The sequence below is a fragment of the Roseovarius sp. SK2 genome, from assembly GCF_028807495.1.
In the GTDB taxonomy this organism is placed as follows: domain Bacteria; phylum Pseudomonadota; class Alphaproteobacteria; order Rhodobacterales; family Rhodobacteraceae; genus Roseovarius; species Roseovarius confluentis.
This window is the reverse complement of sequence record NZ_JARAMK010000002.1, coordinates 1-19,984: the sequence shown is the minus strand read 5'-3', so window position 1 is coordinate 19,984 and position 19,984 is coordinate 1. Positions and strand designations below refer to the sequence as shown.

General features: G+C 58.8%; 19 protein-coding genes, 1 tRNA gene and 1 pseudogene. 2 read left to right on the top strand and 19 right to left on the bottom strand.

Translation table 11 applies throughout. The features are described from left to right. Positions 1 to 62 precede the first annotated feature (62 nt). Together PVV74_RS04360 and PVV74_RS04355 are read left to right on the top strand one after the other, a co-directional pair. Positions 63 to 149 (top strand) — tRNA-Leu (locus PVV74_RS04360). Between the two features lie 54 nt (positions 150 to 203). Then, a complete protein-coding gene (locus PVV74_RS04355) occupies positions 204 to 1,460 on the top strand; it encodes a DUF6538 domain-containing protein (protein ID WP_274592378.1) in 1,257 nt (418 codons plus the stop codon). A 1,491-nt stretch (positions 1,461 to 2,951) separates the two neighbouring features. On the opposite strand, the gene PVV74_RS04350 is transcribed toward PVV74_RS04355, so the two are convergent. The 19 genes and pseudogenes from PVV74_RS04350 to PVV74_RS04260 form a co-directional block, all read right to left on the bottom strand. Further along, positions 2,952 to 3,509 (bottom strand): hypothetical protein, encoded by a 558-nt coding sequence (locus PVV74_RS04350; protein WP_274592377.1) that lies wholly within the window; start codon positions 3,507 to 3,509, stop codon positions 2,952 to 2,954. Between the two features lie 178 nt (positions 3,510 to 3,687). Continuing rightward, a complete protein-coding gene (locus tag PVV74_RS04345; protein ID WP_274592376.1) occupies positions 3,688 to 4,071 on the bottom strand; it encodes a hypothetical protein in 384 nt (127 codons plus the stop codon). Between the two features lie 132 nt (positions 4,072 to 4,203). Then, positions 4,204 to 5,691: a hypothetical protein gene (locus PVV74_RS04340; protein ID WP_274592375.1), complete on the bottom strand. Its 1,488-nt coding sequence runs from the start codon at positions 5,689 to 5,691 to the stop codon at positions 4,204 to 4,206. 353 nt (positions 5,692 to 6,044) lie between these two features. Next, positions 6,045 to 6,326 carry a hypothetical protein gene (locus PVV74_RS04335; protein ID WP_274592374.1) on the bottom strand — a complete coding sequence of 94 codons (282 nt, stop codon included), beginning with the start codon at positions 6,324 to 6,326 and terminating at the stop codon, positions 6,045 to 6,047. Positions 6,327 to 6,390: 64 nt separating this feature from the next. After that, complete coding sequence (locus PVV74_RS04330) at positions 6,391 to 6,822, bottom strand: hypothetical protein (RefSeq protein ID WP_274592373.1); 432 nt, start codon at positions 6,820 to 6,822, stop codon at positions 6,391 to 6,393. A gap of 97 nt (positions 6,823 to 6,919) precedes the next feature. Beyond that, positions 6,920 to 7,210, bottom strand: a complete 291-nt coding sequence (locus PVV74_RS04325; protein WP_274592372.1) for a site-specific integrase — start codon at positions 7,208 to 7,210, stop codon at positions 6,920 to 6,922. A gap of 415 nt (positions 7,211 to 7,625) precedes the next feature. Further along, a complete protein-coding gene (locus PVV74_RS04320) occupies positions 7,626 to 8,192 on the bottom strand; it encodes a PqiC family protein (protein ID WP_245890435.1) in 567 nt (188 codons plus the stop codon). A gap of 2 nt (positions 8,193 to 8,194) precedes the next feature. Further along, on the bottom strand, positions 8,195 to 10,279 hold the full coding sequence (locus PVV74_RS04315; protein ID WP_274592371.1) for a PqiB family protein: 2,085 nt from the start codon (positions 10,277 to 10,279) through the stop codon (positions 8,195 to 8,197). Continuing rightward, positions 10,276 to 10,959, bottom strand: coding sequence for a paraquat-inducible protein A (locus tag PVV74_RS04310; protein WP_211286119.1), 684 nt, complete (start codon positions 10,957 to 10,959; stop codon positions 10,276 to 10,278). The genes PVV74_RS04315 and PVV74_RS04310 overlap by 4 nt, the downstream gene beginning before the upstream one ends. Further along, a complete protein-coding gene (locus tag PVV74_RS04305; protein WP_274592370.1) occupies positions 10,929 to 11,558 on the bottom strand; it encodes a paraquat-inducible protein A in 630 nt (209 codons plus the stop codon). The genes PVV74_RS04310 and PVV74_RS04305 overlap by 31 nt, the downstream gene beginning before the upstream one ends. A gap of 43 nt (positions 11,559 to 11,601) precedes the next feature. After that, complete coding sequence (locus PVV74_RS04300) at positions 11,602 to 12,273, bottom strand: ATP-binding protein (protein ID WP_274592369.1); 672 nt, start codon at positions 12,271 to 12,273, stop codon at positions 11,602 to 11,604. After that, positions 12,270 to 13,046, bottom strand: a complete 777-nt coding sequence (locus tag PVV74_RS04295; RefSeq protein ID WP_274592368.1) for a cobalamin-binding protein — start codon at positions 13,044 to 13,046, stop codon at positions 12,270 to 12,272. The genes PVV74_RS04300 and PVV74_RS04295 overlap by 4 nt, the downstream gene beginning before the upstream one ends. A 74-nt stretch (positions 13,047 to 13,120) precedes the next feature. Further along, positions 13,121 to 14,542, bottom strand: coding sequence for a 3'-5' exonuclease (locus PVV74_RS04290; protein WP_274592367.1), 1,422 nt, complete (start codon positions 14,540 to 14,542; stop codon positions 13,121 to 13,123). Position 14,543: 1 nt separating this feature from the next. Continuing rightward, positions 14,544 to 15,062: a hypothetical protein gene (locus PVV74_RS04285; protein ID WP_274592366.1), complete on the bottom strand. Its 519-nt coding sequence runs from the start codon at positions 15,060 to 15,062 to the stop codon at positions 14,544 to 14,546. Between the two features lie 4 nt (positions 15,063 to 15,066). Further along, entirely contained in the window at positions 15,067 to 16,887 is a 1,821-nt protein-coding gene (locus tag PVV74_RS04280) for a DUF294 nucleotidyltransferase-like domain-containing protein (protein ID WP_274592365.1), read from the bottom strand. A 106-nt stretch (positions 16,888 to 16,993) separates the two neighbouring features. Further along, a pseudogene (locus PVV74_RS04275) lies at positions 16,994 to 18,778 on the bottom strand (sodium:solute symporter family protein). Positions 18,779 to 18,781: 3 nt separating this feature from the next. Next, complete coding sequence (locus PVV74_RS04270; protein WP_103762462.1) at positions 18,782 to 19,042, bottom strand: DUF4212 domain-containing protein; 261 nt, start codon at positions 19,040 to 19,042, stop codon at positions 18,782 to 18,784. A gap of 62 nt (positions 19,043 to 19,104) precedes the next feature. Further along, a complete protein-coding gene (locus PVV74_RS04265) occupies positions 19,105 to 19,791 on the bottom strand; it encodes an adenylate kinase (protein ID WP_274592364.1) in 687 nt (228 codons plus the stop codon). A 2-nt stretch (positions 19,792 to 19,793) separates the two neighbouring features. Then, on the bottom strand, positions 19,794 to 19,984 hold a 191-nt coding region (locus PVV74_RS04260; RefSeq protein ID WP_274592363.1), incomplete at its 5' end, for a hypothetical protein.

Below are 19,984 nucleotides of genomic sequence, written 5' to 3'. Positions count from 1 at the left end.
GGGCGCGATTGCCTATACGGCGGCTCACCAAGGCGATCCCACGGGGCGCCTTTCGGTCACGGGCGGTCGTGGCGGAATTGGTAGACGCGCAGCGTTGAGGTCGCTGTGAGCTAACACTCGTGGGGGTTCGAGTCCCCCCGACCGCACCAATACCCATCAAAATCAAGGGCTTACTCTCCAATCTGTAAGGGAGAAATAGACCCGTGACCCGTACACTTCCTAAAGGAATCTTCAAGCGAGGCGACGTTTACGCTGTGAGGTTCTCAGTGCCTACTGAGTTTCAATCCGTGGTCGGAAAGAAAGAGATTATCCGATCACTTGGAACAAAAGACCTAGTAGAAGCCCTCGGCAAACGAGCGGAAGTCCTAGAGCAGATCAAAGTTTCTTTGTTTTCAGACTTTGAGAAACCAGTAACCTCTAATGCTCGCACCAGCTACGGCACCACCGTCCGAGAGACAGCCCACCGCTGGCTCAGCGTAAGCGATGGGATCACAAACGGTACCCGAGCAAGATACCGCAACATTCTCGCGAGGTTCGAGGATTACTCAGGCAACTGTGAGGTCACTAAGATAAACCGCGAGTTGGCTTTGGGTTTTATGGATCATTTGAAGTCCACACCTTCGCAAAAGACTGGCCAGCTACTATCACACCGTAGTCTTTCTATTCATCAAATCTGTTTGGCCTCTTACTGGCGTGTCTTAGAACACTGGGGCCTTGTAGATGGTGACATGAAGAACCCGTTTTCCTCGTTACGTCGCAGATTGGCAGGTCAGAGGCAAAAATTAGACCCGAGAAAGAAGAACCTGAGACCGGTGACACGAGAGGAAGCTGAAGCGCTCCTGTCGTATATCGCGGGGAATGGCCGTCTGAAGTATCAGCAGGAAATGTATTTGACTGTGCGGCTGCTCTGGGTGACGGCCTGTCGCCTTGGAGAAATCGCAGGGTTGGCCCTAAGTGATATTGACGATCAAGACGATCATATGCGCCTCAGGATCACAGGGGCGAAAACAGAAGCCGGTAACCGGACTGTCATTGTTGTGGGGCAGGGGGATTGTGAGCTTCTCAGGAGGGCCGTGATACGCGCTAGGGTCACTGAGCCTGTATGTCCTCAGAACGAAGGCCTCTTGTTCCCAAGGCTTCTCAGAGGCGGCTACGACCGGACCACAGCGCATTACCTCGGCAAGGCTCTTGAGAAGGCCAGAAAAGTCTTGGCGATAAATGCTGACGAATGGGACATGCATTCATTCAGGCGAACTGGTGTTTCAGCTTTGGTCAACGCAGGCGTAGCTAAAGAAGCGCGGAACCTTGCTGTGGGCCACGCAAACACAGACGATATCGGTATGTCGGTCTATGCGAAGCGAGGGAACTTGAGCGAGGTAATCAAGGCGACCTTTGAGACGCTCTATGATGAGCTTGGCGGCTCACTGTCGCTGCGCAGTGTGACCGCTGTAAGATACTGAGCATTGGTAATCTCATTCTTGCCCGGGCCATTTACGTGCGTATGTTTTTATTTTGTTTCATGCTGATGGATTAACGTTGCGAACTCTCGCTAACGGACTGGGCAGACTCCAGATAGGATGTGTCTCGGCTAAGCTCCATTCCTTGGGTTTCTCTGCAAAAGAGACAACTATACAAAGAGGCTCTATGTTACCAAATCGACAACAGATCTATATTGTTGCTAGAAATACAGCGGCTATCATGATTGCTGCTGCAAGAAATCCAAAAATTTGTTTGGCCCAAAACAGCTTAGATCTGAAAAAGTAACAGGCTGACCGAGGGTTATACGTGAACTCCTCATTCTCACGCCTCAGGGCCTCATTCACTGAAAGGTAACCAGCAAGATATTGGCAATAGTCAGCCATAATAGCAATCATCGCCGCCAGAGCTGCGAGGTTAACTAGTGTCTCATTTTGTTTCAGAAGCTGCTCTGCGAGTGGACTTGAAACGCTATGTATTGTGAATGACAGCGCAACTACCCCATACGAAATGAACCTAATGGTTTCGCTCATTTGCATACTTACCGTTCTCTTATCGGAAAGTCGCGATTTATAGTTTTCGTCAGACATAGTTCAGAACCGCGGTGAAAAAGGACCGGGATCGTTTGAACGGCTAGAAGTGTCCTTCTTCGATGATGCTGCTGGCTTGCTAGGTGGCGTAATCTTGCAAGGTAAATACAATACGGTGCCAGCAACTATTGAATTTGGGTTGGTTCCCAAGGTTTCCAAATTTCTGGGATCGTCATAGAAACGCGTGAAGCTATCGGGATCACCGAATACCCTTTCGGAAAGTTCCCTTAAGGTTTCACCTTCCTTAATTTTATATGGTTCGCAATTATCAGCGCTGTACGCAAAAGCGCCTAATAAACAAAGGTATAGCAAAAGTGCTGATCGTAGCAATGTCTGACTACTTTCAATGGTTTATCAATAAGCTCTAACCGTACCGCTCATCAGTCCAAATAATCAAGGGTTTCAATTATTATGGCTTACGACTGATTGGCAGGCAAATTTACAACACCTATTGGTTACAGGCGAGGTGTGGTGAGATTGAAGCAGCTCTCAGTGAATAATGAAAAAACAAGAGGTTACATCGGGTGATGTAAGGGTATTGTACGGGTCGGGCCAATTTCCCTTTGCTGTGTGGTCGGGGTATGCAGGCGATACGATCCCAGAAAACTGCTGGACTTTAGCTTCTTCCAACCGAGCACCCGACGAATTTTTGTGTAATGTTAGCTGTGTAATCAGGCTGTTAGTGCTTCGCGTTCGCCTTGAGAGAAAAGACAGAGGACGCGAAGGGTCAGCAAGGGGTTGGGCATGGGCCACTGGGGATGTGCACGTATTATATGCTCAGCCTCTGCCAGAGATAGTGTTTTGAGGTTTGTAAACTACTTTCGGCGCAAAGCTTGTAACCAACGCCTATGCTCATCATCACTGGTGGGATGTTGGTTTATCCAGCTATTGGAAAAATTCACATTGGCTTTCGTACGACTTCCAATTAGCCCTTTTCACCGTTTTCCCTTCAGTATCTGATACCATCATTTCGCCATTCGGACCTTTGCCAGAAAATTTGAGGAGAGATTTACCCGAAGAAAAATTTACTGTTCCGCTCACGAAAACTTTTTTTACCCAAGGGGTAGCTTCAACATTGAGAAGTTTCGCAGGCCACTTCTGAAGCTTCCATTGACTATCAACTACGAGCCTTTTGGCCTCCTTTGTTGTCGATGCCTCAATAGTTTCATAAGATGTCTCACAAAATGCCATTTGGTTGTTAATTTTCAGAGATTCATCTGAGCACCAATCTTTCCAAGCGTTCAGATCTGTTGAGTGCTCAACTGTGTCAGCCCGTAGAAACCTCTCTGATAATCTTAAATAGACTCGAGCGCCCCAGGGCACGCCATCAATTATGCCCCCGACATCAGCTCTTTTGCAAGAGAGTATGATTTCCGTGGCCGTGCTTTTCGTGCTAGTGGCGAAAACAAGCGAAGTTACAACGAAGATCAAATAAGGATTCATTTTAATGCCTTTAGAAGGTTGTCTTAAAACGGGGCACCTGTATTACACCGTTAATCGAACGAAAAGCTATAGGATACTTATAGGACTTTGTTCGTTTAAGAATCACGGGTCTACCTCTGTCCCGTCCACTGCCCACCCGTCGATGCGCTAGCCATGTGATTTGTCGGCACGCTGATCTCTAAGAGTATTTCTTAGCGTAAGCGTACACTTGACTGACCGCCACACCGTTTTCCTCAGAGATCTGCTTCACAGATTTCTTACCGGCCTTCTTTTCCTTAGCGATCTTTCGTTTAGTCTCTTCGGAAATAACCCGTCTTGTACTTCCAGACTTAGAAGTCTTAGATTTAGAACTCATGCCAAGTTTACCTTGCCACCGCGCGACAACCTGCTTCACCTCAGACCACACGTCTTCTGAAGCGTCTTCAAGTTCGTCTTCTAAAGCATCCATTTGCTTTTTTGCATCAGCCCACAGCTTCGATATCCTCTCTTTCTTTTTCTCTTTAATCTGCTTGTCTAGCTTCTCTCGCTCGGCTTCTAGTTGTTCGAGAGTCTTCTCAGCCATGACCTCTGTCCTCCTTCATATTGAGCGCGACACCAAATTTGAACTTATCAAAAAATGAGTAGTCATGACTACGAGCTATGGCAATAGAATAAAACGCCTCGCACCTCTGCTGCAAGACAGAATAAAAGATCATTATAAGACACTAGTCCAGTCTGGCACCCAATCCTCATATGCTGGCTTACCCTTGAACTCCTGAAATAGCCTAAGCTCGTTTTGGTGACGTTCACAACGTACTATCGGCTCAATGGTTTCCTGTTCTTCTGGGCTTGGTTGTTCTTGGAGAATGTAAAAGTAATCGGTGGTGTGCTCTACGCGGGTACCGGATGAGCCAGCTACTTCTTCAAACGCAGCTTCCATCTCTTTCTTCAGGAACATGCCGTAGCCAAAAGGTACAACGTAACTATCATGGACCGTCAAGATCGGGCATTTGTAGTGGTATGTAAAACGTTCGATAAGCTTAGCTGTAATCTGACTATCGACAAACATAAGATCAATACCAGCACCAGACGCTAGCTTGTGAGCAATAGGCTCGTGTTTGGATTTTAGAGCAGACAGAATTGAAGACAGTTGTTCATTAGTCAATCTTTTCTCAGGTGAGCCAGTTGGGGCTTGTGATCGAAAGGCTTGAAAGGTTTTGGTCTCATTCTCAGCGTTCAGTGCCGTAAGAAGAAGAAGCTTCGCAGCTGCGCGGAGATCAATATCAGGATCGAGGCTATTAATACCAGATATGGAGTAAGGGTCTTCGTTGTTGTCGCCCCAATAGCTAATGCCTTCTTTGGCGTAGAGAATAGTGATATGTAGACCGGAATAGTCTATCTCTTCTGTCAAAATCCCATCCATAACGATCCTTTTACGATACTCACTTGGGCACCTCTGCCACCAGCCACCGTAAAACCTACCGCCTTTATCCCATCGTTCATGATTAAAAATACGCCTAACGAACTTACTGTTTTGATTGACTTGTACGACACTCTTCTGGCTGCCACTTCCACTGATAATAATAGGAACTTCTAGATCATAAATGTCTATATGTGTATTATACAAAAGATCATTGTAGTCAGACAGGAGGGCGCGCATTCCTTGGGTTTCTTCTGCCTCATCGTATTCAACATCTTCTTTTTCAGTGTTCCGCAATACTAAAGGTTCTCTACCCTCGTGAGAATGAAGACAGAACTGACTGAAGCGCGCCTCTCTGAACCTTTCCTTCAGCCAGTCTGATGCCCATAAACGAGTTTGAAATGAGGTACCACTGACACGATCATGGAAGCCGCGCTTTTCGTGTATTATTTCCTGCTCCACAAGACTATCTACAACTTTAATTATTTTTCTTCCAATATTTATCTCATTATATCTTGATCTAGCTTTGTAAGAGCTATTATCTCGACTGAACATTACCTTAAGGTCTGGATCAGCACGCCAAGAAACATAAAGATCAAGTAATACAACCTTCAGCAGCTTCTTATTTATTATTTTATTTCCTGTTATTTCGCTTAAATGATAGTAGATCTCATCAACAAAATCATTTACTTCAGGGTAGTCAGACCAAACATGAACATCCAATGGCCTAGAGTACATATAATCATTCTGGTTAGTTGCTTCTTGATCTTCGTTATTAGACATGGGTCAAGCTCAAAAAAAATTATATGATAGTAGGTTAGGTGATATATTATAATAAAGGCACAAGTAAGAAGAGGTACAATTAGATAATAAATACCTAAGCTTCATACTTATTCCATTACTCAGACGTTTTTGGTTTCTTAACAACGTACAGGTTCTGGCTTGGTTGAGCAAGTTACACCACAGGCTCTGTGTGCCCCGTACAGCGCCCCTACGTTAATTGTACAGGTTGCCCGTCAAAATGCGCACAAAGGCCGCTACTGGCTCCTCACAGGGACTCTGGTGCTGCGCTCAGACTGCGCTTAAGCTTGTTTGGTTGCTTAAAAAAGACGCTGCATGCGTAGTGTATATTGTGTTCAATTCATAAAGGTAACCGTGGCATCGATAATCTTTCTACCTCTTAAAAGCGCCACACCTTTCCGGCCACACATAGACTCCCAGAACTCGTCAGGGGTGCTGAATTCCCAGAGTTCATCGCCATCCTGCATCGACTGGACCATGACCTTGACCTTATCCGGCACACTAGGGCCACTCACTGTTCTTTCACCTGTGAGCAAGTTTACCGTGGGAGACGGAGTGAAATACTCTTCCAGTTCATCCACTTCGATTTTTCTTTGAAGCCAATCAGTAAGTATCATGTCATGTTCTTTGCTTGGTAGGTTTCTAAGGGGAAGTGCCAAAAGTTTTTCCAACAAACGAGTTTCAACTTTGTCTGGCGCACCAGCAGCCTTGTTCGACACATTCCCAAGCTTCTGTGCAGCCCCAGTAGGTTTGGCTCCAATCTCCTCCTGTAATGACATACGACACAGGAACTAGAAGAAACTGTCCTCCTGCCAAAACGTAATCCAAAGAACAAAGACCGATAATAGCACTAGTCGTGAACATAGCACCTCGAGAAAGAAGGTTCTTTCCGTGTTGTCCGGCTGTAAGGCCGATAAAAACTGGGAAGAAAATAATGGATGCGATTATTGCACCGCCGATGCCACCCACCAAAAGAGCTTCGCCAAATCTCAATAGAAAAGAGGTAGACTCGCCGTAGAATAGAATAAGGATGAACCCCGCCACAGCCCCTACGCCGGAAGCTCTATGCATCCAAGGTAAGAAACGTTCGTCAGGATCATCTTCATGTTTCATTTACGTAACTCTTGTTAAGCGAATCCTGCCTGACGTGGTGGTAGCCCGCTAATCACGTTTCTGACCTCCATCTGCCCCACATGCCCTTGATAATCGCCTACGCACCGTCCTCTCCACCAGCCTCAGCACTTGCCGCTGCTTCTTCGTGTTCCCAATCCGGATCGTAGTAGCGGTGATAACCATCTGCCACAGCATCGAAGACAGGCCTAAGGGTGTCAATCTGAGTGATGATATACCCTTCCGTCACACTGCGTGACTTGTGGTTCAGTGCTCTGCGTATGAGGTCGAAGGCAACGCCATTGGCTTCAGCATGTGTGGCGAAGGTACGTCTCAGGTCATGGAATTCCAACTTGATGCCAGTGGCCTCAGTGATCTTCTTCAGCTGCAATTTTGGCTCCGTCATTCGGTGAGGTCGGCAGATTGTAAGGGTTTGTAAGGGTTGACGGTACATTTACCCTAACAGTAAAATTAATGCTCGAACCATCAAACAGAGTAGGTTCTGGGTTATTTGGGTAGGTGCGTAGCAGCCCTTAAAAACCTTTAGGTTTTTGGGGTTTAGTTGGGACAGTCGAAGACTTCGCAACAAGTTGAGGTCGCTGTGAGCTAACACTCGTGGGGGTTCGAGTCCCCCCGACCGCACCATTCTTACTTGGCCTGCCGCCTTCGGCTACTTGAGGCACGCATGGGTCGAGGTCGAACCTCTCATCACTTTCAAAATATTCAGTACCTGCCGCCCGGCGTGAGGCCGGGGCGCGCGTGCAGAAGCAATTTTACCTTTCCCGTGGTGTCGACCGGGATGTGCCTTAGCGCAGGCCCTCGCGGGCGATAATGCGCGACAGGTCCAGCACCAGTTGGCCGCGGGCGCGGGCGAGGGCGGGCGTGCCGCCTTCGGGATCGTAAGGCACGGCAAGCTGGAAGAGGCCGGAGCGTTCGCGGCGGCCATCGGGGACGCCGACGAAATACTGCCCCGCGCCGCGGAAATTGCCGTCGGCCCCTGCGACGAGGCTTTCGAAGCGGACTTCCAGCCGAGCGTCGGGCAGTTCCTCGAATGGCCAGGGTTCGGACGCGACGCGCGCGCCGGAGAGGCGCGCGAGGTTGCGGGCGATTTCGAGCGCGACGGCGCGTTCGGGCGAATCGGCCCAGCGGACATTGGCGTCGGTCACAAGCTTGCCGTCCTCGTCCTCGACCGCGATCTCGTCGGCGGCGGCATAGGCGGGCAGCGACACTTCGCGCACCTCGACGGTGCGGAAGGAGATGCGAATGGAGTCCGATACCTGCGGCGGCGCGACCGGGTAGAGATCGGCCGTAGGCCCGCCACAGGCGGCGGTCAGCAGGGTCGCGGCGATGATGGCGGGTGTGCGGAGCTTCATGGTCATCTTCCTCGGATTAGCGCGCTGGGATTGCGTTCCAGCATGCGGGCCAGCGACGTCAGGGCGTCCGCGGCCTGGGATATGTCGCGCAGGGCGCTTTGCGCCTCGCGGCTGAGCGTGTCGCCCTTGTTGTAGCCGGCGATGGTGACGCTGGCCTGATTGAGCACGTTGCCGAGCCGTTCGACCAGCGCCGGCAGGTCCTCGGTCGAGGTGGCGACGGCGTCGGCGGCGCGGCGGGCGGAGCCGAGCGTGGCGTTGAGATTGGTAACCGCGCCGCCTTCGCGGAGCTCGGTCAGGGTGGCGTTGATCTCGTTGAGGGCCGCGCTCAGGTCGGCGGGCAGCTGGCGGGCGGCCTCGGTGTCGAGGATGCCTTCGGCGGCGGCGGCCAGCTCGGTCAGCTGGTTGGCCAGATCCTCGACCGGCAGGGCCTCGGCCTTGGCGGCGACGGCCTCGATCTGTTCGACGAGGGCCGGGATGCCCTCGACCGAGGTGGTCACACCTTCGGCAGCGTCGGCGGCGGCGTCGACGGCATTGACGAGGCGCGAGGCGAGCTCGGTTTCCTCGATCTCGGCGAGAAGGGACTCGAGGCGGGTGACGGACGCGTTGAGTGCCACGGGAATGTTCTGGACATCCTCCGATGCGACGATCGTGCGGATCTCGGACAGGATGGCGCGGACCTCGGCGGGGGTTTCCTGAAGATCCTCGTTGGCCACGAGCGCCTGGGCGCTGTCGAGGAAGTCGATGGCGCTGCCCAGCAGTTCCTCGATCGGCAGGTTGTTGATGCGGTTGACCACGCCCTCGACCGTGGCGGCGGCATCGACGATGTCGCTTTCGGTGGTGGGGATGATCGGCAGGGCATCCTCGGGGGTTTCCAGCGTCTGTGGTTCGGCGTCGTCGACCTGCACCAGGTCGATCTTGAGCCCGCCGGTCAGAATGCTTGCATTGGTCAGCCGGGCGCGCAGGCCGCCTGCGACGCGGTCCGCGAGAAACTCGCGGGCGGTCTCTGGCGTGACGTCGTCCTGCAGGCCGAGGCGGGCCGGCTGGATCGCCAGCACGACGCTGAGGCGCACGCGGCTGTCGCCGAATTCTTCCTCGTCGATCACGCCGAGCACGCTTTGGACCTCGCCGATCTTGAGGCCGTTGATTTCCACCGGGGCGTCGACGGCGAGGCCCGAGACGTTCTCGTCGAACACGACGCGGGCTTCCAGCGTCTCGACATCGGCGGCCTGGAAGAGGCTGTTGCGGGCCTCTTCCTCTGTGGCATAGACCTCGAACACGGTGCCGTTGTCCACCGGCTCGCCGCCCGAGACGAAGGTGTCGAAGGTCAGCCCGCCGCTGACCAGCGTGGCGATCGAGGAAAAGTCGATTTCGGCGCCCTGCGGTCCGACGGAGAAGGTGAAGCCGGAGGTTTCCCAGAACCGGGTTCTGGAGGAGATGAGGCCGGTGTGTTGCTCGTAGATCAGCGCCTCGGCCACGGCATAGTTGCCCTCGGGCGAGATGCTGGCCTTGCCGACGCGGCCCACTTCGATGCCGCGGAAGGTGATCGGGCTGTCGTCGGTCATTGTGCCGTCGGGAGTGGTGCGCATGACGATTTCCAGACCGTTTCCTCCGGGACGGAAGAGCGGCGCATCGGTCAGCCCGTCGAAGCTGGTTTGCGGCGTGCCCGGCTTGCTGTCCCAGGTGCCTTCGATATAGACGCCCGACAGCACGGTATCGAGGCCGGTGATGCCGCGGGCCGTGACCTCGGGGCGGACGATCCAGAAGCTGGCGGAGACGTCGATGAACGCGGCCACGTCCTTGTCGACGCGCACGGCGGCGACCACGGAGGCGAGATCTTCGGAAAAGCGCACTTCCTCGACCACGCCGACGGCAACGTCGCGATAGCGCAGCTCGGTTTCGCGTTCGGCGATACCGGCACCGTTCTCGAACCTGATCTCGATCACGGGGCCCCGCTCGCTGTAGGTCTGCCAAGCGACGGCGAGGGCAATCACGATGGCGAGTACCGGGATGATCCAGACGATCGAGACACGGCTGAGGCGCGACTTGCGCTGGCGTTCGACCTGCAAGGGAGGAGGTGTGTCGCTCATGTGGCGGTCCGGTCCGACGTGGCGTTGCTGTCCGACGTGTCGGGCGCATCGGGGTTGCCGGATTGGACGTCCCAGATCATCCGGCTGTCGAAGGCTTGGGCAGAAAGCATGGTGAAGATAACCGATAGGGCAAAGAACAGGCTGGCGCGGCCGGGTGTGATCGCGGCCAGTGTATTCAACTGCACCAGCGACGACATGATAGCAACCACGAATATGTCGATCATGGACCAACGGCCAATGTATTCAACCACTTCGTAGAGAAGCTGGCGCTGGTGCATGGATATGCTGGAGACGCGCAAAACCGAGATGGCAAGAAAGGCGATGGCCAGGAACTTGGCCACGGGGATGGCGACGCTGGCGATGAGGATGATGAGCGCCACGCCGGGCGAGCCGTAGTGAAAAAGCTCGATCGCGCCGCCGACGATGGTGTCCTCCTGCACGGTCAGAAGCGTGCGGGTTTGCAGCATCGGGTACATGTTGGCGGGGATGTAGCAGAGGAAACCCACGATCCAGTAGGCCCAGACCCGTTGCAGGCTGGTGGTGTCGCGGGATTCCAGGTGCTTGCCGCAGCGGCCGCAGGTTTCGGTTCCGGCGGGCCAGACCTTGGTGCAGCGGGTGCAGGCGACGAGGCCCAGCTCGCGGGCGCTTTTTATGTTTTCGGTTTTTCCAGCGAGTTCCATACTGACCACCTGCACAGGAAATTGTCCTGAACCACAACAAGAAAGACCAAGGCGCAAAACATCCAGAAGGCGGGCCCGAAGCCGACATCGGCAAGGTCCGTGATCTTGACCAGGGCCACCGCGCAACCGATGGCGAAGATCTCGGCCATGGACCAGGGCCGCATCGCCTCGGACAGGCGGAACGCCTGCGTGGCGCCGCGCGCCGGGGGGCGGTCCAGCACGATGGGGACAAGCACGTACATCGACAGAAGCACGCGCGCCAGCGGGATGAAGACGATCAGCGCCGCCGTGGCCAGCGACAGCGCGATGAGGGGGCCGTCGCTGAAGGCCAATGCCGCGTCGAGGATCGAGACGGAGTTCGACGTGCCCGCCGCCGTGATCGTCAGGAACGGAAATACGGTGGCCGCGACAATCAGGATCGCCACGGTGAGCGACAGCGCGATTATCTGGAGCCCGGCCTTGCGCCGGGGCGTGATCAGCGCCGTGCCGCAGCGCGCGCAGCGCGCCCGCTCGCCGACATCGGGCCGGCGCAGGCTGTAGGCCGCATCGCATTGCGGGCAGACGATCATGTCGTCGAGGGGTAGAGGGGTCTCGCGCATAGGTACGATACGTAGCTTAACTTGGCCTTTGGCAAGCTGCAAATCATCCGCGGAGCAGACGATAATCGGTATACGCCACGCCGTCGCGCTGAATGGTCGCGCCGCGTTCGAGCGACAATGGCGCGGCAAAGCCGGGGGCATTGGCGACGAGCGTGTGGAATTCGCCGTTCTCGCCGCAGGGATCGACGGTGTCGGGCAGGGCCGACAGGAAGGCGGCATCGAAGCGGGCGCCGCACAGCGTGGTGGGCAGGAGGGACGTGTCGGCGGCGACCACGAAGGCCTCGAGCCCGGCTGCCAGCATGTCCTGGGCAAGGCGGGCGGTGTCGTGGCCCCAGATCGGGTAGTGGCAGCTCACGCCGAGGGTCGCCATCTGCGCGGTGCGCCAGTCGCGGATGTCCTGAAGGAAGAGGTCGCCGAAGACCCAGTCGGTGACGCCCTCATCCGCAAATTGCGTTGCCACGTTGCCGGTGAGCGTCATGAAGGCGTCGTTGGGCGCGGGGTCGGGCAGGTCGATTTCCACCAGCGGCAGGTCAAGGGCCGCGGCCTGGGCGCGGACGATGTCGCGCTGGCTGCCATGGGTTTTGACACGGTCGTCGGCGGCGCTGAAATTGCTGACAAGGGCGACGATGTCGAGCGCACCCTGGGTGCGGGCGACATGGAGCGCCATGGCGGCGTCCTTGCCGGAACTCCAGGACAGGACGGCCTTGCGGCTCATGCCAGCGCCGCCACGATCGCGTCGAGCCCGTCGGTCAGTGCCGCGGGGCCGGGTTGCAGGATGAGGGGCGACTTGATCTCGAAGATGCGATTGTCCCGGACGGCCGGAATGGCGTCCCAGCCCGGGCGGGCGGCAATTTTCTCGGGGCGCACCTTCTTGCCGCACCACGAGCCGATGATGATGTCCGGCGCGGCGGCGATGACCTGATCGGAGGTGACGAAGCGGTCGCGGGCCTTGTCCTTGGTCGCCAGTTCGGGGAAGGCGTCTTGCCCGCCGGCGATCTCGATCAGGTCCGAGACCCAGCCGATGCCGGATATCATCGGCTCGTCCCATTCCTCGAAATAGACGCGGGGGCGCGGCTTGCCGTTGGCGTTGGCGGCGATCTGTGCCAGCCGGTCGCGGTAGTGATCGACCAGTTGGGCGGCCTTGGCCTCTTGCCCGACGGTGGCGCCCAAGTGGCGGATCATGGCCAGGATGCCGTGCAGGTCACGCTGGTTGTAGCCCATGACGGCGATGCCTTCGCGCAGAAGCGCGGCGGCGATGTCGGCCTGAAGGTCGGAGAAGGTCAGAACGAGGTCCGGCTGGAGCGCGAGGATCTTGGGGATGTCGGCAGACGTGAAGGCCGAGACGCGGGGCTTTTCCTGCCGCACGCCCTTGGGGCGCACGGCATAGCCCGAAACGCCGACGATGCGGTCCTGTTCGCCCAGGAGGTAAAGGGTTTCGACGGTTTCCTCGGTCAGGCAGACGATGCGTTCGGGAGGGAAGGTTTTCATGGGCTGTGATCCGCGCGTTTGGGTCCGGGCACGGTGCTATCACAGATGGCGGGGGTGTCCATCCGGATCGCGGATCAGCCGTGCGAGGTATTGAGATCCTGGATCAGGCGGCCATGGCGGCGGGTCTCGGTGATGACTTGCCCGAAGGTGGTCAGGCCCTTGCCCTGAAGCAGGGGGATGAGTTTCACCAGCGCCTGTGCTGTTGCCTGGGCATCGCCAAGCGCGGTGTGGCGCATCTCGGGGGGGATGGTCACCCCGAGGCGGTCGCAGAGGGCGTCGAGGGAATGTTCGGCGGTGGTGCCAAAGACCATCGCCGACAACAGCACGGTGTCGAGCACGGGGTGATCCCACGCGACACCCATCCGGTCGGCGGAGCGGCGGAAGAAGGCGATGTCGAAGGGCGCGTTATGCGCCACCAGCACGGCGTCGCGGGCGAAATGGTGGAAATCGCGGCCCACGGTGCCAAAGTCTGGCGCGCCCTGCACGTGGTCATCGGTGATGCGGTGTATTTTCGTCGAGGCGGGCGGGATCGGGCGCCCCGGGTCGATATAGGTGTCGATGACCTCGCCCTCGACGATGCGGCCGTTGAGGATGCGCACCGCGCCAAGCTGGATCACGCGGTCCTCGGTGGGCGACAGACCGGTGGTTTCGGTGTCGAACGCGACGCAACACAGGGTGTCCAGCGGGGCGTCCAGGATATCGCAGGCCTGGGCGGTCTCCATCAGGGCGAAGTCATAGACCAGCGGGCGGGCCCTGGTGGGGTCGACCTCGGTTTCCTGCGTGTCGAGAAGCAGCATGTAGCCGCCTTCGCCAAGGGGTTTCAGGCGGACCTTGTAGCGTCGGGCGCCGGAATGGTCGTGCAGCTCGGTCGAGGTTTCGGCCCCGGTCCGGGTCAGTTGGTCCTGCGCGGCGGCAAGGCTGGCCGCGTCGAAATAGTCCTTGAGCGGCGCCTTGAGGCGGGGCGGGGCGATCTGGGAGAGGATGTCGGCGGCTTGCCCGTCATAGAGCACGATTTCCTGGGCCGGGTTCACCAGGATGGTGGCGACGGGGATTTCGGTCAGCAGAGAGGTGAGGCGCTTGGCCTCGGTGCGCAGGCGTTCGGTTTCGCGGGCGACCTGTGCGGCGGTGTCCATGACGCCCGCGCCGAGCGTGCGGGTGACGGCATCGGCGGCAGGGGCGAGATCACCGAGATATTTGGTGCTTTCGGGGCAGAGCTCCGTGTCGACGCCGGAATGGGCGCGCAGGCGCAAGTTGGCGGACAGCATCTCGATCGGCTTGGCGAAGTTTTCGTCGAAGAGCAGCCAGACGCCCACCAGAAGCGCGGTGTTGAGAAGCGCGAAGGCGATGAAGGCGGTGAGGAACGGTGCGGTCGGCAATGTGCCGCCGGCCCGCGACCAGCCGAACCAGAGCGCTGCGCCTGCCAGTGCCACCGCGCCCGCCGCCAGAAGGCAGAAAAAGAGGAAGATGCGCAGGCGGAGGCTGAGCCGGGTGAACATGTCAGGTCTCGCAGACGATGCCGAGCAGCGGATCGTCCTCGGGCAGGGGTTGCCAGTCGGCGTCGCGGACGCTGCCATCCTCGGCGAAGTCCGCGCCGTCGATCAGCAGGGCCGAGCGGTTCTCGGTGCAGTCGAAGAGGACAGGTGCCTTGTTGACCGGCGCCCAGCGGCCGAAGAAGTAGATGTCGGCGATGGTCTGGCCGGGCTGGTTGGCATTGCGCCGGGCGTTGCCGGTATCGACGGCGGCGAAGCGTTCGGTATAGGGCCAGATCTGGGTCCAGGGGCGAATCCAGCTTTGCTCGTCGATCGTGACGGCGATTTGCATGCCTTCGGGCAGCGCTTCGGCGGTGCGGTCGTACCAGGTGTATTCGTTGGAAATGGTCGCGGCGATCATGCCGAGACCCGCCGCCACGGGCGTGAGCCAACGCGGCAGGCGACGGCCCAAGGCGATGTTGACGATCATCAACAGACCGGCGGCGGCAATGCCCGCGAAGATGGTGGCGATGAGTTCTATGAACATAGGGCTACCCTAACATGCCTTTGCCCGACGATACCGAGGATTGCATCGTCTTGACCACGACAAAGGCGTCGCGCAGGTGGCTGCGCTCGAAATCCGAGAGGGTGGAGGGGTCGAGGAAGTTGTCGGGCAGGTCGCCCGCCTTGACCTGTGCCGCCTGGTGGTCGAGCCGCATGGTGGCGATCAAGTCGTAGGCATCCAGCAGGTCGGCGCCGCCCGAGGTGGAGAGGTGACCGGCGGCCTGGGCGGCCTCGAGCCGGGTGCGGGTGTTCACCTGCCGCAACTGGCCTTGCAGCGCGTAGATGCGGCCGAGGTCGGTCACCGGCACGACGCCGTTATGCTTGAGATCGAGGCGACGGCGATGCTCGCCCGAGCGGATGGTGGCCAGCCCGCGCAGCAGGCCCAGCGGGGGCTGCTGCTTGATCGAGTTCGAGATCATGTGCGCGGTGAAGATCGAGTTCTTCGCGGCCTTCGCGAGCGTGTTGGTTTGCAGCGATCCAAAGAGCGTGGTGTCGCCACCGATGGGGCGCAGGTCGAACATGACGCTGGCCAGCATCTGCGCCTCGGGGTTGGGGCGGGCGATCCAGTCGTCGAAATAGCTGCGCCAGACGCGCAAGGGTTGGCACCATCGCGGGTTGGTCGCCATCATGTCGCCGGGGCAATAGAAGTAGCTGCAGGTATCCAGACCGTCGCTGACGAATTTGGCGAGGCTGTTGAAGTAAGGCATGTGGGCGTCGGTGGCGTCATCCGACAGGATCAGGCAGTTGTCCTGATCCGAAACGCCTGTCTGTTCCTGCCGGCCTTGAGAGCCGCAGGCGAGCCAGAGATAGGGCACGGGCGGGGGGCCAAGGTTTGCCTCGGCCAGGGTGAGCAGGCGGCGGGTGACGGTGTCCGCGATATCGGTGATGAGCCGCGTAACCACGTCATGGCGGTTGCCCGAGCCGACAAGCTGGGCCAGAAGTTGCGGGATCTCGGCGGTGACGCGCGCCATGGCGGCGGCGTCGTCTGCGCGGGCGATGCGGCCCACGAGCGCGCCCGACGACAGCGCCTGCACGCGGGTGAGGTCGGTCTGGGTGACGATGCCGACCAGTTGCGTGCCGTCGGTGATGGGCACATGGCCGATGCCGCGTTCCATCATAAGGTGCAGCACATCGGTGCCGAGCGCATCGGGTTCCAGCGTCATGGGGCTTTGGGTCATGATGCCGGAGATGGGGGCGGCGGGATCGGTGCCTTGGGCCACGACCTTGCCGTTCACGTCACGCACGGTGAGAATGCCGCGCAGGTCGCCGCCTTCGGTGATGCAGATCGACGAGATATGGTGATCGTGCATTCGCGCCGCCGCGTCGCGGATCGGTGTGTCGGGCGTGCAAGTGAGCGGGTCGCGGGTCATCAACTCGGCCACGCGCAAGGTCGTGAGGTCCTTGCGGTCGCTGCGCGCCGGGCGGCGCCGGTCGAAGAACCGCGCGACCTTGGCGGAGGATTTGATGAGGGCGAAAAGGGCGTCCGCGGGCATCACGATCAGGGTGGCGTCGGAGCGGGCGGTGGCGGTGCGGCTGGCGACATCCTCGCGCAGAAGCGCGCGTTCGCCAAAGGAATTGCGGGGGCCGAGCAGGGACAGCTGGACGTCTACCTCGTCCTTTATCTCGATTTCGCCGGTGACGACGATGTAAAGGCTGTCGACAGTGTCACCCAGGTTGAAGATGTCCGCGCCGGCGGCAAAATCGGCGGCGTCGCAGCGCGTGGACAGGTCATCGAGATCGCTGTCATCCAGGCTGTCATAAGGGTGAACGGAGCGCAGGAACTGAGTCAGATCGCTCGAAAGGGGCATGGTCGGAGCCTCTTGAGGGGGTGGTCGGGCCCACCTTGGTGCGGGCCGGACCGAAGTTGAAGCGAAAGCCCCGCCGCCACGTGTCGCGGCGGGGCCATCGTTGATCTTAGTGGCCTTCGACGGCGGCGCCGGCGCCACGGGGGACGCGGACGCTTTCGACGAGGTCCTTGATCTCCTGCGGGGTCTCCTTCGTGATGCTGGCGACGAAGAACGCCACCGCGAAGTTGACCGCAGCCCCGATTGCGCCGAAGGAGGTCGACTTGACCGGACCCAGAAGCGGATCGGCATCGGTGAAGATGTTGGTGTCGGGAATGAAGAACCAACCCTTGTGCAGGAAGATGTAGAGCAGCGTCACCGTGAGACCTGCCAGCATGCCTGCGACCGCGCCGGTGTTGTTGATGCGGGTCGAGAAGATCCCCATCATCAGCGCCGGGAAGATCGAGGCCGCCGCAAGCCCGAAGGCGAGCGCCACCGTCTGGGCGGCAAAGCCTGGCGGGTTGAGGCCCAGAAGGACCGCCACCACGATTGCCGCGGCCATCGATATACGTGCCGCCATAAGCTCGGATCGTTCGGACATGTTCGGGGTCAGCTGACCCTTCAGCAGGTCGTGCGAGACGGCCGAGGAAATGGCCAGCAGCAGACCCGCCGCCGTGGAGAGCGCGGCGGCAAGACCACCGGCAGCCACGAGACCGATCACCCAGCCGGGCAGGTTGGCGATTTCCGGGTTGGCGAGCACCAGGATGTCCTGGTTGAAGTTCGTGAGCTCGTTACCCTGCCAACCGTTCGCCTCGGCCTTTTCCTGAAGCTCGGCATTGGCATCGTTGTAGTACTGGATCATGCCGTCGCCGTTCTTGTCTTCCCAGCCCAGGAGGCCGGTCGCCTCCCATGTGGCCATCCAGGCGTATTCGGGCGAGGATTCGATCTGCTCGACGCTGACGGCGGCGCTGTCGGTGCCGTTGGGCCACATCAGTTCCGAGATGTTGAGCCGCGCCATCGCGCCCACAGCCGGGGCCGTCAGGTAAAGCAGCGCGATGAAGACCAGCGTCCAGCCGGCGGACCAGCGGGCGTCGGACACGCGCGGCACGGTGAAGAAGCGCATGATGACGTGGGGCAGACCGGCGGTGCCGATCATCAGCGACAGGGTGAAGAGCACCATGTTGATGGTCGAGCCATGCGCCGCCGTGTATTCGGCAAAGCCGAGATCGGTCACGATCTGGTCCAGCTTGGCCAGCAGTGGCTCGCCATCCGACGTATCGCCGAAGAGGCCGAGCGCCGGGATCGGGTTGCCCGTCAGTTGCAGCGAGATGAACACGGCCGGGATCGTGTAGGCCAGGATCAGCACGCAGTATTGCGCCACCTGCGTGTAGGTCACGCCCTTCATGCCGCCGAACACGGCGTAGGCGAACACCACGCAGGCCCCGATCATCAGACCCCAGAAGGCGTCGATCTCGAGGAAGCGGCCAAAGGCGATGCCCACGCCCTGCATCTGGCCGATCACGTAGGTGATGGAGGCCACCAGCAGGCAGATCACGGCCACGAGGCGCGCGGTCTTGGAGTAGAACCGGTCACCGATGAACTCGGACACCGTGAACTTGCCGAACTTGCGCAGGTATGGAGCAAGCAGCAGGGCCAGAAGTACGTAGCCGCCCGTCCAGCCCATCAGGAAGGACGAGTTGTCATAGCCGGTAAACGCGATGAGGCCCGCCATCGAGATGAAGGACGCTGCCTACATCCAGTCGGCCGCGGTGGCCATCCCGTTGGTGACCGGGTGCACGCCGCGCCCGGCGGCGTAGAAATCCGCGGTCGAGCCCGCGCGGGCCCAGATCGCGATGCCGATATAGAGCGCGAAGGAGGCGCCCACGAACAGCAGGTTGAGAGTAAACTGATCCATGACTTACACCTCGTCCACGCCGTATTCACGGTCGAGCTTGTTCATCCGCCAGGCGTAGAAAAAGATCAGCGCCAGGAAAACGAGGATCGAGCCTTGCTGGGCGAACCAGAAGCCAAGGTCGGCGCCGCCGACCTCGATGCCCGAAATGAGCGGGCGCAGGACGATCCCGAACCCGAAAGAGACCAGCGCCCAGATGACGAGGCTGATCAGGATGAGACGCACATTGGCTTTCCAGTACTGCGCGCTTGTTTTGTCCAGAGACATTTTGGGGTCCCTCCTCCTAGTGAAATGGCCGGGCCGCGTCATGCGGCCCGACCGGCGTTTCGTCATGTCGCCCGTTGCGACAGGACGGTGTCCAGCTGGGCGGCGATCTCGTCGATCGGGCCCATTGCGGGCACGCGGGAAAGCGCGCCCTTGGATTGGTAATAGTCGATCAACGGCGCGGTCTGGGCGTGATACGCCTCCAGCCGTTGCGCCACTGTTTCGGCGTTGTCGTCGGCGCGGCGGATCATCTCCGTGCCGCCGCAATTGTTGCAGATGCCGGGCTTGGCCGTGGGCTTGAAGCTGTCGTGGTAGCCTTCGCCGCAGGCGCCGCAGGTAAAGCGGCCCGAGATGCGGTCGACCATGGCGGCATCGTCCACTTCGAGGCTTATGGCGGCGTCGATCTTCTGGCCTGTCTCGGTCAGAAGGGTGTCGAGCGCCTCGGCCTGTACGGTGGTGCGCGGGAAGCCGTCCAGGATGACACCGGCGGCGCAATCAGGCTCGGCCAGGCGGTCGCGCAGGATGGCGATGACGATATCGTCGCTGACCAGATTGCCCGCTTCCATGACGGCCTTGGCCTCGCGGCCCGTCGGGGTGCCCGCGGCGACGGCGGCCCTGAGCAGGTCGCCGGTGGAAAGTTGCACGAAGCCATTCTTCTCTTCCAGAAGGCGGGCCTGTGTGCCCTTGCCGGCGCCCGGCGGCCCGAGCAGGATCAGGACCGGGGCGGTTTGGGGTCTCTTTGCGCCGTCCATGATCATTCCCCCTTGTTCATTCTGTTGTCGATGAGGTCGTCGACGACGGAGGGGTCTGCGAGTGTGGAGGTGTCGCCGAGGGCGCCGTAATCGTCCTCGGCGATCTTGCGCAGGATGCGGCGCATGATCTTGCCGGAGCGGGTTTTCGGCAGGCCGGGGGCCCATTGGATCAGGTCGGGCTTGGCGATCGGGC